Source organism: Paraburkholderia antibiotica, from assembly GCF_012927125.1.
GTDB lineage: Bacteria > Pseudomonadota > Gammaproteobacteria > Burkholderiales > Burkholderiaceae > Paraburkholderia > Paraburkholderia antibiotica.
Genome location: NZ_JABBFZ010000006.1, coordinates 268,816 through 284,384, shown reverse-complemented (window position 1 = coordinate 284,384; position 15,569 = coordinate 268,816). Strand labels below are relative to the sequence as shown.

Here is a 15,569-nt window from a genome sequence, read left to right as displayed (position 1 = left end):
GCACGCGCTCCGATCGACAGGAGACAACTTATGTATCGCCTTATCACAGCCGTCCTCGCGGCGCTGTGGATGGCGTTGCCGGCCGTCGTGCAAGCACAGACGACGCTAGTCATCAACGCCTTCCTGCCGCCGCAGCACATCTTCAACGTCGACGTCATGAAGCCCTGGGCGGCCGACGTCGAACGCGTCACCCAGGGGCGCGTGAAAGTCGTGTTTCCGCCGACCAGCATCGGCTCGCCGCAGCAGCAGTGGGACGTGGTCAGAAAGCGCATCGTCGATGGCGCGTACATCTTCAACGGGCTGATCCAGAACAAGGCGCGCCTCGTGCAGCTCGCGCATCTGCCGCTCGGGTCGTCGACCGCGGAGGGAATGTCGATCGCGCTGTGGCGCACTTACACCAAATACTTCGAGACGGCCGACGAGTATCGCGACGTGCATCTGCTCGCGCTCGTGGTGTTTCCGGCCGGCGAACTCTACGGTTTGCATCAGCCGGTCACGTCGCTCGATTCGATTCATGGCGTGAAGTTCTGGGCGCTGCCCGGCGTTGCGTCGACGCTGATGGATCGCGGCGGCGCGGGCGTCGTCGCCACGCCCGCGGCGAAGATGAGCGAGCTGGTGGCGGGCGGTACCGTTGACGGTTTCGCCGGGATCCCGGAGATGGACGCGGCGCGCTTTAACGTGCTGCGCTATGCACGCTACGAAACAACGGTGCCGGGCGGCGTCACCGCGCCGAGCTTCTCGCTGTTTGTGAATCGCCAGGTGTGGGAGTCGATTGCGCCGGCCGATCGCGATGCGATCACGGCGCTGTCGGGCGAGGCGTTCGCGCGTCGGATGGCCACGCTCGACACGGTCAACCGGCAGGCCCGTGAGCAGGCCGTCGCGCAAGGTCTGAAGCTGGTCGAGCCGAGCCCCGCGTTCGTCGACAGCCTGCGCACGCTCGCGCAGCCGCTCGACAAGCAATGGCTCGCGAATGCCGCGCGTCTGCACGTCGACGGTCCGGCGGCGCTCGCGTATTACCGTTCGGTCGCCCAGCAGGAGGCACAACCATGATGCCGTCCAACTCCTCCAATCCGTCCGATCCGCTGAACACGATGGCGACGCGCCACGGCGTCGCGCTCGACAAGGGCTGCGCGACGCGCTGGCTGCGGCGCGTGCTCGGCGCGATCGTCGCGTTGGTGCTGTGCCTGATCATGGGCCTCACGTTCTGCGACGTCTTCATGCGCTACTGGTTTGCCGCGCCGATTCGCGGCGCGTCGGAAATCGTGCGTTTCGCGATGGCGATCCTGATCTTCTCGGCGTTTCCGCTCGTCACGCTCGATCAGCAGCACATCACCGTGAATCTGCTGCAGGGACGGCTCGGCCGCGTCGGCAGCTGGTTGCAGCAGCTGTTCGTGCTGCTCGTCAGCGTGATCGCGCTCGGCATCATGACGTGGCAGCTCGCGAGCGACGGCGCCGATCTGGCGCGCAATCGTCTCACCACCACCGTGCTCGAATGGCCGCTCGCGCCGCTCAGCTACTACATGAGTGCACTGGCGGGCGTGACGCTGCTCGTGCTGGTCGTGCTCACGCTCGTTCATCTGACCGCGCTGCTGCGCCGGGAGGCCGTATGACGCTTGCCCTGACCGCTTTTTTTGCCGTTCTGCTGCTCGCGTTCGTCGGCGTGCCGCTCGGTTTCGCGATGCTCGGCATCGGCGTCGGCTTCTTCGCGCTGATTCGCGGCTGGGAGCCGGCGCTCGCGATGGCCGGCATGACGATCGCCGATCTCGCCGCCAACGAGAACCTGTCAGTACTCCCGATGTTCATCCTGATGGGCACCTTCATCTACAAGGCCGATCTCGCGGAGGAACTGTACGACGCGGCCAATGCGTGGATCGGCCATTTGAAGGGCGGACTCGCGCACGCGACGGTGCTGGCCTGCGCGGGCTTCGCGTCGATGTCGGGCAGCTCGATCGCGACCGCCGCGACGATGACCAAGGTCGCGATGCCGTCGATGCGCCGCCATCGCTACGCGGACAGTCTCGCGGCCGGCTGCGTGAGTTCGGGCGGCACGCTCGGCGCGCTGATTCCACCGAGCTTTCCGCTGCTGATTTACGGCGTGCTGACCGATCAGGACATCGGCAAGCTGTTCATCGCCGGTATCGGACCGGGTTTGCTGCTCGGCACGCTGTTCCTGCTGTCGATCTGGTGGACTGTGCGGCGCGATCCGGCGAAGGGGCCCGGCGGCGTGCGGGTCGACTGGCCGACGCGGTTTCGCAAGCTCGGCAAGATCTGGGGCGTGCTCGCGCTGTTCATCCTGGTGGTCGGCGGTCTGTATAGCGGCATCTTCACGGCGACCGAAGCGTCGAGCATTGGCGCGTGCGGCGCGCTCGTGTTCGCGACGCTGCGCCGCAAGCTGACGCCGAAGCTACTGCTCGAATCGCTGGTCGAGGCCGGCAAGACGACCGCGATGATCTTCGCGATCGCGTTCGGCGGGATGATCTTCGCGAACTTCATCACGCTCTCCGGGCTGACCGCGACGCTGGTCGCGTGGATTCACGCGCTGCATCTGCCGCTGCTCGGCGTGATTGGTGTGATCACGCTGATCTACATCGTGCTCGGCTCGCTGATGGAAGCACTCGCGATGATGCTGCTGACGATCCCCGTGTTCGCCGCGATCGTGCAGCCGCTCGGCGCGAACATGATCTGGTTCGGCATCTACGTCGCGATGATGATGGAGATTGGCATGATCCATCCGCCGGTCGGCATGAACATCTTCATGGTGAAGACGATGCTGCCCGATCTGTCGATCCGCACGATTTTCCGCGGCACGATTCCGTTCCTCGTCGCCAATGTCGTCGCGCTGGTCGCGGTGATTCTGGTGCCGGGGATCGCGCTCGGGCTGGTGGGATTGATGCGATGACGTGCGGCGGCTGGGGCCGATGCTGCGGCAGAGGGCGCTGGGTGTGGCGGCCGCGCCAGTTGCAGCGGTTACGGAACCTGCTGCGCAAACGGATGATCCGGCTGGTGCGGCGGTGAGCATGGATCGGAAGCGGGTGACAACGCAGAAGGTGAAGTAAGCACTGCGTGATGCTTTAGGACGCGCCACGCAGCACGCGCCGCTGACTGACCGCCGGCGAGCTTCGCGCGCGTCTACCCGGGCTTGTCCTGGGGTGGCCGCGTGTGCCCCCGGCTGGTCGGCTCCATTCGCCGCCGAGCCTTGACCACGCTCGTTCCCGCGCCATCCCCCACGATTATTTGCGATTCGCGAATGACGCATTCGTCGCTTGTCCCGTACCTGATGCGCCGCGCTTGCGCCACTCTTGGCCCCGTCGCTACCGCATCGACGTTGCGTCGGGACTGACCCGGGACTGCATCGAAGCGCGGCGCGGCACCTGCATCGAATTCGACGAACCCGGCGGCGCGAGCCGCGCCAGCGAATGCCGTCCGCGCAACAGCGGCCGGTCTATGGAGACACAGATGAAATCGAACGACTGGGACGTGACCTACGAATGGAAAGCCGTCCTGCTGCTCGCCCTGGGCTTCGGGCTCGTGGGCCTCGACCGGTGGCTGATCGCGCCGCTGTTTCCGTCCATCATGAAGGACCTGAATCTGAACGCGCAGGACGTCGGTAACTGCATCGGCATCCTCGGGCTGTCGTGGGGGATTTTCGCGGCGCTGATGGGCGGCATCTCCGACAAGATCGGCCGCCGCAAGGTGCTGATTCCGGCGATCATCGCGTTTTCGCTGCTGTCCGGGTTCTCGGGTGTTGCCGGTGGGCTGATGAGCCTGCTCGCGGTGCGCGCGCTGATGGGCGTCGCCGAAGGCTCGTTCTGCCCGACCAGCTTCGCCGCAACCGCCGACGCGTCGCATCCGAAGCGCCGCGGCTTCAATCTCGGCCTGCAGCAAAGCGGCTTCGCGCTGTTTGGCCTCGCGCTGTCGCCGATCATCGCGACGCAATTGCTGAGCGTGATGAGCTGGCGCGGCGTGTTCGCGCTGGTGTCGGTGCCGGGGTTGATCCTCGGCGTGCTGATGTTCTTCGTGATCCGCGAGCCGAAAGCCGCGTCTGGCACAGCATCGACGAGCGCGCCGCACGGTGCGCCGCAGCACACCGCCCACGCCGCCAACGGCACCACCGCGCCACGCGGCAACTGGCGCGACGTGCTGAAAAGCCGCAACATCCCGGTCGCGATGGCCGCGCTGTTCTGCGCAATGACCGGCGTGTTCGTGCTCGGCGCGATGCTGCCGCTGTATCTGACCGAGTATCTGTCGCTCGATACGCAGCGCATGGGCGTCGTCGTGTCGGCGATCGGCTTTGGCGGCTTTATCGGCCAGTTCGGCTTGCCGGGGCTGTCGGATCTGGTCGGGCGGCGCGTGGCCAGCATCGTCGGCTTTGCGGGCACGGCGGTGATGCTGTACCTGTTTCGCGGACTCGGCGCGCAGCCGGTCCAGCTGTTCGTGGTGCTGTTCGTCGCATCGTTCTTCACGCTCGGCCTTGTGTCGCTGTTGTCCGGACCGGTCGCGACCGAGGCCGCGCCGCTCGGCATGATCTCGACGTCGATCGGCATCGTCGTCGGTGCGGGCGAGATTTTCGGCGGCGGCATTGCGCCGGCGATCGCGGGCTTCGTCGCGACCCACTTCGGAATCCAGAATATCTTGTGGCTGCCGATCTGCGCGGTCCTGCTCGGCATCGGTGTGAGTCTGCTGCTCGAGGAAACCGCGCCGTCCCGGCTGCGTCGTCGCGGCGGCGCGCCCACGCTCGATCTGCCGGCGAGCGAATAAGTTAGCGAATAAGTCAGCGAATAACGCCCGCCATGACGTCGGTCATCGAACTCATTACAAGGCCGCCGTTGCCGACGGCGCGGCGCGTTCACGCGCGCGAGCCCATATACACTGACGGGCAACGCGGGTGGACAAGGACGCAGCATGGACCGTTTTCTGAGTATCGAAGCATTTGTACGCGTGGCGGAGACGAGCAGTTTCGCCGAGGCCGCGCGGCAGTTGGGCGTGACGAGTTCGGTGATCACGACGCGCATCCAGCAGTTGGAGAAGTTCGTCAACGCGCCGCTGTTTCATCGCAGCACGCGTCATGTGCGGCTCTCGGACGTGGGCGAGGCGTTCTATCGCGAGTGCGCGGAGGTGGTCGGGCGCGTCAACGAGCTGACCGACCAGATGCGCGAGCTGCGCGCGACGCCGACCGGCCGCTTGCGCATCCAGATGTTGCCGGGCTTCGCGCTCGGCCACTTCGGCGCGCCGCTCGCGGAATTCAACCGCCGCTATCCGGGCATCCAGCTCGACGTGATCGTCAACGACCGGGTGGTCGATCCGATCGAAGAGGGCTTCGACGTCGCGTTCCAGATCTTTCCGCCGATCGCCGAATCGCTGATCGAACGACGCCTTTTCAAGGTGCGGCGCCTCTTCTGCGCGACGCCCGCCTACGTGAACGAGCATGGCGCACCGCAGCATCCGCGCGATTTGCTGCAGCACACCACGGCGCTGTATTCCGGTTACCCGTCGCGCAATCGCTGGACCATGACGCGCGGCGACGAGGTCGTCGAAATGGAGCTGCCCGGCATGATCCGCTCGAACTCCGTGCATCTGCTGCGCGACTACGCGTTGACGGGCGGCGGCGTGGTTTGCCTGCCGACACTCGTCGCGAGCGCCGCGCTGCTCGACGGTTCGCTGGTGCCGATTCTGACCGACTACACGCTGTCGACGCTGAATTTCGCGGCCGTGTATCCCGCTACCCAACGACAGGCGCTGAAGGTCCGGGCGCTGGTCGAGTTTCTGGCCGAGTACCTGGGCTCCGAGCCCGCGTGGGATCGGCCCCTTATCGAGCGCGGCTGGGTGACATAGCCCTGCCGGGCGAACAGATTTTCGCGCGCGGATTATTTGCAAAGCGCGAATGCTGTAATCGCCCGATCGCCGGTTGTTGCCATCCTGTTGCGCTCCTAAAGTTGATTCCAACGCCACCCGCTTACCGCCGACGCAACGTCGTTGCAAAGGCGCCGAACAAGTGCGGTGCGATAACGCTGACAGACAGGAGACAGCAATGACCGAAGCGCAATTCCATACCGTGTTTGGCTCGCTCGACGGCTACCGCAAGGGCGAGATCGAAATCACCAGCGGCGACGCACGCCATTACGTGTTTTCCAACGTCTTCGAAGTCGCTGCCGAAGCGGCGCCCTACGAGAAAGTCGTGGTCGGCAAGAACCTCGACTACGTGATCGAGGTGCTGCGCACCGATGGGCAGTCGCCGTGGTTCGCCTGCGCGCACGACGAATTCACGATCCAGATGGACGGCGAAGTGCGCATCGATTTCATCAAGCTCGATACGCCGCCGCAAAGCGGCATGGGCACGGTCAGCGGCGGCGCGCAACCCGCCGGCCGCGCGATGGGTCACGTGGTGCTGCGCCGCGGTCATCAGGCGTTGCTGCCGGCCGGCTGCGCGTATCGCTTCACCGCACAGAAACCCGGCGTCGCGCTGGTGCAGACGATGGTCGGCGAACTGTCGGTGCAGAAGTGGGCCGACATCTGCCTGCACTGATACGCGGACCCGAATACGCGTACTCGAACGAACATCTGACCCAATCCGGAGACAAGACATGGCATCCCTCGAAACTCTCGACCATCCCGCAGGCTTTGCCGCCGACACCGTCCGCGCGAGCGAACCCGATGCGGTGACCGGCTATCGCCGCTTCACGCTCGGCGCATTCGAATTCATGCGCGACGAGTACTTCGTCAAGATCCACTGGCCCGCGAAAGGCCAGACCCGCACCCACGCGGTGCCCGCCGACGCGTTCCTGCGCGCGATGATGCGCGACGTCGCGTGGGGCTTCTTCTACGGCTGGGTCAACTTCGATCACGTGTTCGGCACGCGCAATCACTACGGCAAGGTCGACATGTATGCGGGCTCGTTCAACGGCATCATGAAGGAGGCGGGCGTTGATTATTCGGAGACCTTCGAAACGCCGACCATCATGGCGACCTTCAAGGCGATCCTGCACGACTGGACCAACGAAGGCTTCGACCCGTTCGCCGCGCCGGAGGAAACCGGCACCGCGTTCGGCCGCAAGCACGGCGAGAACGAAGCGGCGATCGAGCGCTCGCGGATTGCGACGCGCCGCATGCCCGGCCTCGAAGGCGATTCCCCGCTGCGCAACGATCTGCCGGTCAATCGCGCGTTCGCCGACGTGGTCCAGGACGAACCGGAAGTGCACGTCGAGCCCGGTTTCGAAGGTCAGCTGCACGCGTTCAATCTGTTCAAGTACCTGTCGCGCTCGGACGTGACGTGGAATCCGTCGGTCACGTCGGTGTGCGGTCAGAGCCTGTTCTGCCCGACCACCGAGGAATACATCCTGCCGGTTTTTCATGGCAACGATCGCGTCGAGTGGTTCCTGCAACTGTCGGACGAAATCGTCTGGGACATCGGCGACAAGAACACCGGCGCGCCGCGCGCCCGCATCACGATGCGCGCGGGCGACATCTGCGCGATGCCGGCCGACATCCGTCACCAGGGCTATTCGACCAAGCGCTCGATGCTGCTGGTGTGGGAAAACGCCACGCCGAATCTGCCGAAGCGTTACGAAAGCGGCGAGCTCAAGCCGTATCCGGTCGACTTCTGATTGCCCGGCTGAACCGCAACGCTTCCGCATTCATCGAGGACCATTCATGCAAACCCAACTGTTCATCGACGGCCGCTTCACGGACGCCGTCGAAGGCGGCACGATCGACGTGCTCAATCCGCACGACGGCTCGCTGATCACGAAGATCGCCGCGGCCACCGCCGCCGACGTCGATCTCGCCGTCGCCGCCGCCACGCGCGCGTTCCCGAAATGGGCCGCGCTGGCCGCCGCCGAACGCGGCCGGCTGCTGCTGAAACTCGCCGACGCGATCGAAGCGAACGCCGAAGAACTCGCGCAACTCGAATCGCTCGATACCGGTCACCCGATCCGCGATTCGCGCGGCCTCGACGTGCCGCGCACGGCCGCATGCTTCCGCTACTTCGGCGGCATGGCCGACAAGCTGCAAGGCTCGGTGATTCCCGTCGAAACCGGCTTTCTGAACTACGTGCAGCGCGCGCCGATCGGCGTGGTCGGCCAGATCGTGCCGTGGAATTTCCCGCTGATGTTCACGAGCTGGAAGATGGGCCCGGCGCTCGCGGCCGGCAACACGGTCGTGCTGAAGCCGTCGGAGATTACGCCGCTTTCTACGTTGCGCATTGTCGAGCTGATGGCCGAAGTGGGTTTTCCGGCAGGCGTCGTCAATATCGTCGCGGGCTATGGACATACGGCCGGGCAGCGGCTCGCCGAGCATCCGGGCGTCGGCAAGATCGCGTTCACCGGTTCGACCGCGACGGGTCGGCGCATCGTTGAAGCATCGCAGGGCAATCTGAAGCGCGTGCAGCTCGAACTCGGTGGCAAGGGCGCGAACATCGTGTTCGACGACGCCAATCTCGACACCGCGATCAACGGCGCCGCGTGGGCGATCTTCCACAACCAGGGGCAGGCGTGCATCGCCGGCTCGCGGCTGGTGCTGCACGAGCGCATCGCCGATCAGTTCCTCGAACGCTTCGTGTCGCTCGCTTCGTCGATCCGGCTCGGCAATCCGCTCGATCCGAATACCGAAATGGGACCGCTGACCTCGAAGCAGCATCAGGAGCGTGTGCTGCAATTCGTCGACGTCACGCGCCAGCAGGGCGGTCGCGTGCTGACGGGCGGCAGCGCGCCGCAGGACGCCGCGCTCGCGAACGGCTACTACGTGCGCCCGACCATCGTCGAAGCGGCGAGCGCGAAAGACCGCGTCGCCCAGGAAGAAGTGTTCGGCCCGTTCGTCACGGTGCTGCGCTTTGGTAGCGACGAGGAAGCGCTCGCGATCGCCAACGGCACCGAGTACGGCCTCGGCAGCGGCTTGTGGACGCGCGATCTGTCGCGCGCGCACAAGATGGCCGCGCAGATTCACGCGGGCATGTGCTGGGTCAACTGCTACAAGCGCGTCAATCCGGGCAGCCCGTTCGGCGGCGTCGGTCAGTCGGGCTACGGTCGCGAGATGGGCTTCGAGGCGATGCACGACTACACGGAAGCGCGCTCGGTGTGGGTCAACGTCGACGGCCAGGTGCCGCCGCATTTCAAGCGTTGAGGTTCGTATGGAGCGCTTCGTCTATCAGGGCACGCCGTCGCGCGTGGTGTTCGAATGGGGCGGGCTCGCGGCATTGCCCGCGGAAGTCGAGCGGCTCGGCGCGCGGCGTGCGCTGATTCTCGCGACGCCCGAACAGCGTCCGTTGGCCGATGAAGTCGCGCGCGTGCTTGGCGCGCGCGCGGCCGGCGTGCATGCCGAAGCGGTGATGCATGTGCCGGTCGAAGTCGCGCGGGCGGCGCGCGAGAAAGCCGTCGCGCTCGACGCCGACTGCTGCGTCGCGGTCGGCGGCGGTTCGACGGTCGGGCTCGGCAAGGCGATCGCGCTCGAATCGTCGCTGCCGATCATCGCGGTGCCGACCACTTACGCGGGCTCGGAGATGACGCCGATCTATGGCCTCACCGAAGGGCGTCTGAAGCGCACCGGCCGCGATATGCGCGTGCTGCCGCGCACGGTGATCTACGATCCGTCGCTAACGCTGTCGCTGCCGGCGAATATCTCGGCGGCGTCGGGCATCAACGCGATGGCGCACGCGGTCGAAGCGCTCTACGCGGAAGACGCGAACCCGGTGATCAGTCTGATGGCGGAGGAAGCGATCCGCGCGCTTGGTGAAGCGCTGCCGGCGATCGTGCGCGCACCCGACGATACTGAAGCGCGCAGCCGCGCGCTGTACGGCGCATGGCTCGCGGGCACCTGTCTCGGCGCGGTCGGCATGGCGCTGCATCACAAGCTGTGTCATACGCTCGGCGGCACGTTCAACCTGCCGCACGCGCAGACGCATGCGGCGATGCTGCCGCATACGGCACACTACAACCATGCGGCCGCCGCCGATGCGCTCACGCGCGTCGCGCGCGCGCTCGGCGGCCGACAGGCAGCCGAAGCGGGTCCGCTGCTGTTCGAACTGAACCGTAAGCTCGGGATTCCGGCGGCGCTTGCGCAGATCGGCATGCCGGAGCAAGGGCTCGACGAAGCGGCCGATCTCGCGTGCAAGAATCCGTATGCGAATCCTCGGCCGGTGGAGCGCGATGCGATCCGCGCGCTGCTGCAACGCGCGTGGCAGGGCGTGGAACCTGCCTGAAGAGCGGGAGCCGTCGTGCCGTGCCGCGCGGCCGAAAACAATCATGGAGGAAGACATGGCGATCAATAACAAGGACCCCGAACGGGCGCTCACCGAGCAGGTCGTCGCGAGCTTCGCGAACACGCCCGACGAGCGCCTGCGCACGCTGATGCAGGCGCTCGTGCGGCACATGCACGCGTTCGTGCGCGAAGTCGAGCCGACCGAGTCCGAATGGATGTCGGCGATCCGCTTTCTGACCGACACCGGCAAGATGTGCGATGACCTCGTGCGTCAGGAATTCATTCTGCTGTCGGACACGCTCGGCGTGTCGATGCTGGTCGACGCGATCAATCACCGCCTCGCGACCGGCGCGACCGACACCACCGTGTTCGGCCCGTTCTACATTCGCGGCATGCCCGAGCGCGCGTACGGCGAGAACATCGCGCTGAGCCCCGGCACGCCGGCGCTGGTGCATGGCCGCGTGCTGTCGACCGACGGCAAGCCGATCGCCGACGCGGTGCTCGACGTCTGGCAGACCGCCGAGAATGGCATGTACTCCGGGCAGGACACGGAACAGCCGCACGGCAATCTGCGCGGGCGTTTTCGCACCGATGCCGAAGGCCGCTACGCGATCTCGACGATCGTGCCGGTCAGCTATCCGATTCCGACTGACGGTCCGGTCGGCCGCATGCTCAACGCGACCGGGCGGCATCCGTGGCGGCCCGCGCATCTGCACTTCATGATCGACGCGCCCGGACATCGCACGCTCGTCACGCATGTGTTCGATCGCGAGGACACGTATCTGGATTCGGATGCGGTGTTCGGCGTGAAGCCGTCGTTGCTGGTCGACTATCGCGAGCGGCCGGCGGATCACGAACTGGCACGCCGCTTCGGCTTCGACGGCCCGTTCCGCGAAGCGCGCTACGACTTCGTACTCGACCGGAGCGCCTGACGATGGGACGTTATTTCGCGGTGTTCGCCACCGACAAGCCCGGCATGCGCGAAGTGCGCGAACGGATACGGCCGGTGCATCGGACGTGGTTGCGCAGCGACACGCATCGCGGCGTGTTCGTGCGCCTCGGCGGTCCGACGCTCGCGCCGCAATGCGATGCGATGAACGGCACGTTGCTGGTCGTCGAAGCGGAACGGATCGACGACGTGATGGAGTTCATGAGCAACGATCCGTACATGCAGGCGGGGCTATTCGACTGCGTCGAGATCCGGCCGTGGGACTGGAGTCTCGGCAATCCCGAGCGGCGGGTCTGAGCGATGGATGCCACACCGCTCTGCCTGGTCGACGATGTGCCGGACGGCGGCGCGCGCGTCGTCGATGCGGCGCCTGTCGGCGTGCCGGTCGTGCTCGTACGACGCGGCGAACAGGTGTGGGCGTACGCGAATCGCTGCCCGCATTTTTCGGTGCCGCTCGATTTTGAACCCGGCGAGGTGTTGTGCTACCGCTCGCAGGTGCTGATGTGCGCGCATCACAGCGCGTTGTTCCGCTTCGAGGACGGGCATTGCATCGATGGGCCGTGCGAGGGGGCCAAGCTCGACGCGGTGCCGGTGCGAATCGAGGAGGGGGGGCGGGTGGTGCTGGTCCGCTGAGCCGGTGTCTGAGTCGTTTGTTTTCCGGTGCTTTTCCGATGAGTCCAAGGCAGCGATGCGATACCGCGGCTTGCGCTCAATCGTGATAACGATAGCGTTCGATATTATTTGTGCGCTAACGAGCGGCTCTCTACGATCTCGGGACATTCACTCCGATAGTGTCCCGAAACATGAATACGACCCAAGCCCTTAGAGCCGCGCTGTTTTCCGTTCTCGTTACGTGCGGCATCGTCGGTGCGCAAGCGGCACTCGCGGCTGGACAGACCGTGCGAGTCGGCATCATGTCCGGCGAGGACGAAGACGTGTGGCGCGCGGTGGCCGCCAATGCGGCCAAACAGGGTATCACCGTCAAGATCACCACGTTCTCCGACTATACGCAGCCCAACGAAGCGCTCGCGCAGCACGACCTCGACGCGAATTCGTTCCAGCACAAGCCGTATCTGGATGCGCAGATCGCGGCGCGCCATTACGACATCGTGCCGGTCGGCTTCACCTATGTGCAGCCGATCGGCCTCTACTCGCGCAAGGTGAAATCGGTGGCGGCGTTGCCGCAGAACGCGACGATCGGCGTGCCGAACGATCCGAGCAACGAGGGCCGCGCGCTGCTTCTGCTGCAGGCGAACGGGCTCATCAAGCTGCGGCCCGACGTCGGTCTGCTGCCGACCGCGCGCGACATCGCCGACAATCCGAAGCACGTCCAGATCAAGGAGCTCGACGCGGGCATCGTCGGCCGTGCGATCGGCGACCTCGACGCGGCCGTCGTCAATACCGACTGGGCGATCAAGGCCGGCATCAGGATTCCTCAGGAACGCATCGCGCAGGAGCAGGTGCCGGGCAATCCGTATCGCAACTTCATCGCGGTCAATGCGAAAGACGCGAGCGCGCCGTGGGTGAAGACGATCGTCGATAGCTACCAGCAGGCCAATGTCGCTTCGTCGATTCTGACTGTTTATCACGGTGCCACGCTGCCGGCATGGGATGGTGCGCCTCAGCATTGAGGGGGCGTTTATAGGGCGTTGGGCCGGCGCGCGATGCTGGCGCCCACCTCCACCATCTTTTATCTCATCTCACCGCACCGTTCGCCATGTCCATCGACACATCGCTCCTCGATCGCCGCACTTTCCTGAAACTTTCGCTCGGCGCAGCCGCCGCATCGGTTACTGGCGCGGCGCCATCCGTTTTCGCGCAGGGAAACCCACGCACGCTGCGCATCGGCAACCAGAAGGGCTATCTGAATCTGCTGAAGGGGCGCGGCACGCTCGAAAAGCGGCTGGCGCCGCTCAACGTATCGGTGAGCTGGACCGAGTTCGCGGCGGGGCCGGTGCAACTGGAAGCGCTGAACGTCGGCTCGATCGATTTCGGCGACGTCGGTGAAGCACCGCCGATTTTCGCGCAAGCCGCCGGCGCGCCGCTCGCGTATGTCGCGGCGACGGTGACGCGGCCGCAGTCCGAAGCGGTGCTGGTGCCCCCGCAATCGACGATCCGTTCGGTCGCGGACCTGAAGGGCAAAAGGATCGCGCTCAACAAAGGCAGCAACGTCCATTACTTTCTCGTCAAGCTGCTGCAGCAACACGGTCTGCAATACAGCGACGTCAAGCTCGTGTTTCTCGCGCCGGCCGATGCACGCGCGGCATTCGAGCGCGCCTCGATCGACGCGTGGGTGATCTGGGATCCTTTTTTCGCCGCCGCCGAGAAGACGTTCGGCGCGCGCGTGCTGGCCGATGCGAGCGGAGTGGTGGGCAATCGCGCGTTTTACTTTTCGTCGCAGCGCTACGCGGCGGACAATCCCGACGTGATCCGGATCCTGATCGAGGAACTCGACAAGGTCGATCAGTGGGGCAAGCAGAACCGCGATCAGCTCGCGAGCGAACTGGCGCAACTGTGGGGCGTGCCGAAGCCGGTCGTGGACGTGGTGGTGCGGCGTCAGCAGTTCGGCACGCAGCCGATTACGCACGCGATTCTCGGCGAGCAGCAACGGATCGCCGATACGTTCCTTGAACTGGGCCTGATCCCGAAGTCAATCGATGTGCTGAAGGCTGCGCCGCCGAATCTCGCGTAGCGGCGCGAGGTGAGGCAAGGTGGTGTAAGGCTGACGCGATGAGGGCGGCGGCGGCGCGATATCACCCGTGTGGCGCGGCACAAGCATCACGCGCAGTCAGGCGCGCTGCACACAGTGCGCCGTACTTACGCCGCATGCGCCTCCCGCATGCGCCCCTACCGCTCCGACACCGGCTGCTTCTGCACACCACCACCGTCCGGAGCGCTATCGACCGGATCCGCCATCCGCCGCATCGAGCTGGCGCAGGCCGCGATCAACGCAAGCGCCGCGGCGATGCCGGCAATCAGCGCGATGTGCCGGCCCTGCACGAGCCCGAACACGATGGCGACTGTGACGGCGCCGCTCGACTGGCCGACGAGGCGTCCCATCGATTGCAGGCCGGACGCGCCGCCGCTGCGATGCCGCGGCGCGCTGCCGATAATCACGCGATTATTCGGCGACTGGAACAGCCCGAAGCCAAGCCCGCAGATCGCGAGCCGCCACGCGACGTCGAGATAGGTCGACGCAGCGTCGAGCTGGCACAGCAGCGCGAGTCCGCAGCCCAGCACGAGGAGCCCGACGCTGCTGATGCGTCCGGGCGCGATCCGGTCGGACAGCCGGCCCGCGATCGGCGCGATCAACGCGGTGACGAGCGGCCACGGCGTCATCAGAAAGCCGGTCTGGGTTTCCGAAAGCTTCAGCGTCTGCTCGAAATAGAACGGCAGCACGATGAAGGCCATCGTTTGAGCGGCGAACGAGCAGATCGACGTCGCCATCGACAGGGAAAACACCGGCATGCGCAGCAGGTCGATCGGCAGCATCGGCGTGGCGAGCCGGTTTTCGCGTCGCACGAACAGCACGCCGGCCACCAGCGCGACCGCGACCATGATGAGGCCGCGCCGGGTCGCGCCGGCTTCGCCGAATGCGGCGAGACCGGAGATCAGCAGGCCGAAGCTGAGCGCGTTGAGCACGACGCTCACGCCGTTCAGGCGGGCGGCGGAGGTCGGCGTGGCGGGGAGGGTGCGCGCGCCGATCGACAACGCCAGCACGCCGAGCGGCACGTTGACGAGAAACAGCCACTGCCAGTGCGCGATCGACAGAATCGCCGACGCGATACTCGGCCCCGCCGCCGACGACACGGCCACCACCAGCGACGCATAGCCGACGCCGACACCGAGTCGCGCCTTCGGATAGATGAAGCGCACCAGCGCGATATTGACGCTCATGATGCCGGCCGCGCCGAAGCCCTGGAACACGCGCGCGATCGCAAGCAGCGGCAGCGTGTGCGCATTCGCGCAGGCGAACGACGCCAGCGTGAAGAGCGCGAGCCCCGCGCAGTAGACCCGTTTGTAACCGAGACTGTCGCCGAGCACCGCGAGCGGCAGCAGCGATACGGTGATCGCCAGCTGATACGCGTTGACGACCCAGATCGCGTTCGCGGGCGATACCGCGAGCTCGTTGCTGATGGTGGGCAGGGCGACGTTCACGATGGAGGTATCGAGAACCGACATCGTCATCGCGATGGCAATCGCGAGGAACGCAAACGCACGTTGGGGATTGGGCAGGCCGTCGGTCATGGTGCAAGCGAGTCGAAGGGGATGGCACGCGCGACGGCGTGCTGGGCCAGCACCGTCGCGTGTGCATTGTTGCAACTCTGACTCGCCAGAGCAAGGCAACGCCCGATACCGGGATCACGGCTACCCCCTTCGGCCTGGGCCGCCGGCCTGCCGAGCCGCTAGCCCACGGGCCTGCTGGCCCGGT

15 protein-coding genes are annotated in these 15,569 nt (G+C 65.9%); 14 read left to right on the top strand and 1 reads right to left on the bottom strand.

Annotated features, from left to right (window positions below):
* Nucleotides 1–30: 30 nt before the first annotated feature.
* From dctP to HHL14_RS13820, 14 genes are all read left to right on the top strand, one after another.
* Nucleotides 31–1,050 (top strand): TRAP transporter substrate-binding protein DctP, encoded by a 1,020-nt coding sequence (dctP, locus tag HHL14_RS13885; protein ID WP_169498169.1) that lies wholly within the window; start codon nucleotides 31–33, stop codon nucleotides 1,048–1,050.
* Nucleotides 1,047–1,610, top strand: a complete 564-nt coding sequence (locus tag HHL14_RS13880) for a TRAP transporter small permease (RefSeq protein WP_169498168.1) — start codon at nucleotides 1,047–1,049, stop codon at nucleotides 1,608–1,610. Before dctP ends, HHL14_RS13880 begins: the two co-directional genes overlap by 4 nt.
* Nucleotides 1,607–2,899: a TRAP transporter large permease gene (locus tag HHL14_RS13875; RefSeq protein ID WP_169498167.1), complete on the top strand. Its 1,293-nt coding sequence runs from the start codon at nucleotides 1,607–1,609 to the stop codon at nucleotides 2,897–2,899. Before HHL14_RS13880 ends, HHL14_RS13875 begins: the two co-directional genes overlap by 4 nt.
* Nucleotides 2,900–3,456: 557 nt before the next feature.
* Nucleotides 3,457–4,758, top strand: a complete 1,302-nt coding sequence (locus tag HHL14_RS13870; RefSeq protein WP_169498166.1) for an MFS transporter — start codon at nucleotides 3,457–3,459, stop codon at nucleotides 4,756–4,758.
* A gap of 144 nt (nucleotides 4,759–4,902) precedes the next feature.
* Nucleotides 4,903–5,832: a LysR family transcriptional regulator gene (locus HHL14_RS13865; protein WP_169498165.1), complete on the top strand. Its 930-nt coding sequence runs from the start codon at nucleotides 4,903–4,905 to the stop codon at nucleotides 5,830–5,832.
* Nucleotides 5,833–6,028: 196 nt separating this feature from the next.
* Nucleotides 6,029–6,523 (top strand): cupin domain-containing protein, encoded by a 495-nt coding sequence (locus HHL14_RS13860; RefSeq protein ID WP_169498164.1) that lies wholly within the window; start codon nucleotides 6,029–6,031, stop codon nucleotides 6,521–6,523.
* Between the two features lie 58 nt (nucleotides 6,524–6,581).
* A complete protein-coding gene (locus HHL14_RS13855) occupies nucleotides 6,582–7,601 on the top strand; it encodes a hydroxyquinol 1,2-dioxygenase (RefSeq protein ID WP_169498163.1) in 1,020 nt (339 codons plus the stop codon).
* 46 nt (nucleotides 7,602–7,647) lie between these two features.
* Nucleotides 7,648–9,114, top strand: coding sequence for an aldehyde dehydrogenase family protein (locus HHL14_RS13850; protein ID WP_169498162.1), 1,467 nt, complete (start codon nucleotides 7,648–7,650; stop codon nucleotides 9,112–9,114).
* A gap of 7 nt (nucleotides 9,115–9,121) precedes the next feature.
* On the top strand, nucleotides 9,122–10,189 hold the full coding sequence (locus HHL14_RS13845) for a maleylacetate reductase (RefSeq protein WP_169498161.1): 1,068 nt from the start codon (nucleotides 9,122–9,124) through the stop codon (nucleotides 10,187–10,189).
* A 55-nt stretch (nucleotides 10,190–10,244) separates the two neighbouring features.
* On the top strand, nucleotides 10,245–11,120 hold the full coding sequence (locus HHL14_RS13840; protein WP_169498160.1) for an intradiol ring-cleavage dioxygenase: 876 nt from the start codon (nucleotides 10,245–10,247) through the stop codon (nucleotides 11,118–11,120).
* A 2-nt stretch (nucleotides 11,121–11,122) separates the two neighbouring features.
* The gene (locus HHL14_RS13835; RefSeq protein WP_169498159.1) at nucleotides 11,123–11,434 is read left to right on the top strand and encodes a YciI family protein; all 312 of its coding nucleotides are present in this window, start codon (nucleotides 11,123–11,125) and stop codon (nucleotides 11,432–11,434) included.
* A gap of 3 nt (nucleotides 11,435–11,437) precedes the next feature.
* On the top strand, nucleotides 11,438–11,770 hold the full coding sequence (locus HHL14_RS13830; protein ID WP_169498158.1) for a Rieske (2Fe-2S) protein: 333 nt from the start codon (nucleotides 11,438–11,440) through the stop codon (nucleotides 11,768–11,770).
* A gap of 170 nt (nucleotides 11,771–11,940) precedes the next feature.
* Nucleotides 11,941–12,768 carry a MetQ/NlpA family lipoprotein gene (locus HHL14_RS13825; protein WP_169498157.1) on the top strand — a complete coding sequence of 276 codons (828 nt, stop codon included), beginning with the start codon at nucleotides 11,941–11,943 and terminating at the stop codon, nucleotides 12,766–12,768.
* 86 nt (nucleotides 12,769–12,854) lie between these two features.
* Nucleotides 12,855–13,829 carry a sulfonate ABC transporter substrate-binding protein gene (locus tag HHL14_RS13820; protein ID WP_169498156.1) on the top strand — a complete coding sequence of 325 codons (975 nt, stop codon included), beginning with the start codon at nucleotides 12,855–12,857 and terminating at the stop codon, nucleotides 13,827–13,829.
* A gap of 155 nt (nucleotides 13,830–13,984) precedes the next feature.
* Here the strand turns inward: HHL14_RS13820 and HHL14_RS13815 are convergent, their stop codons facing one another.
* Entirely contained in the window at nucleotides 13,985–15,385 is a 1,401-nt protein-coding gene (locus HHL14_RS13815) for an MFS transporter (RefSeq protein WP_169498155.1), read from the bottom strand.
* Between the last annotated feature and the right edge of the window lie 184 nt (nucleotides 15,386–15,569).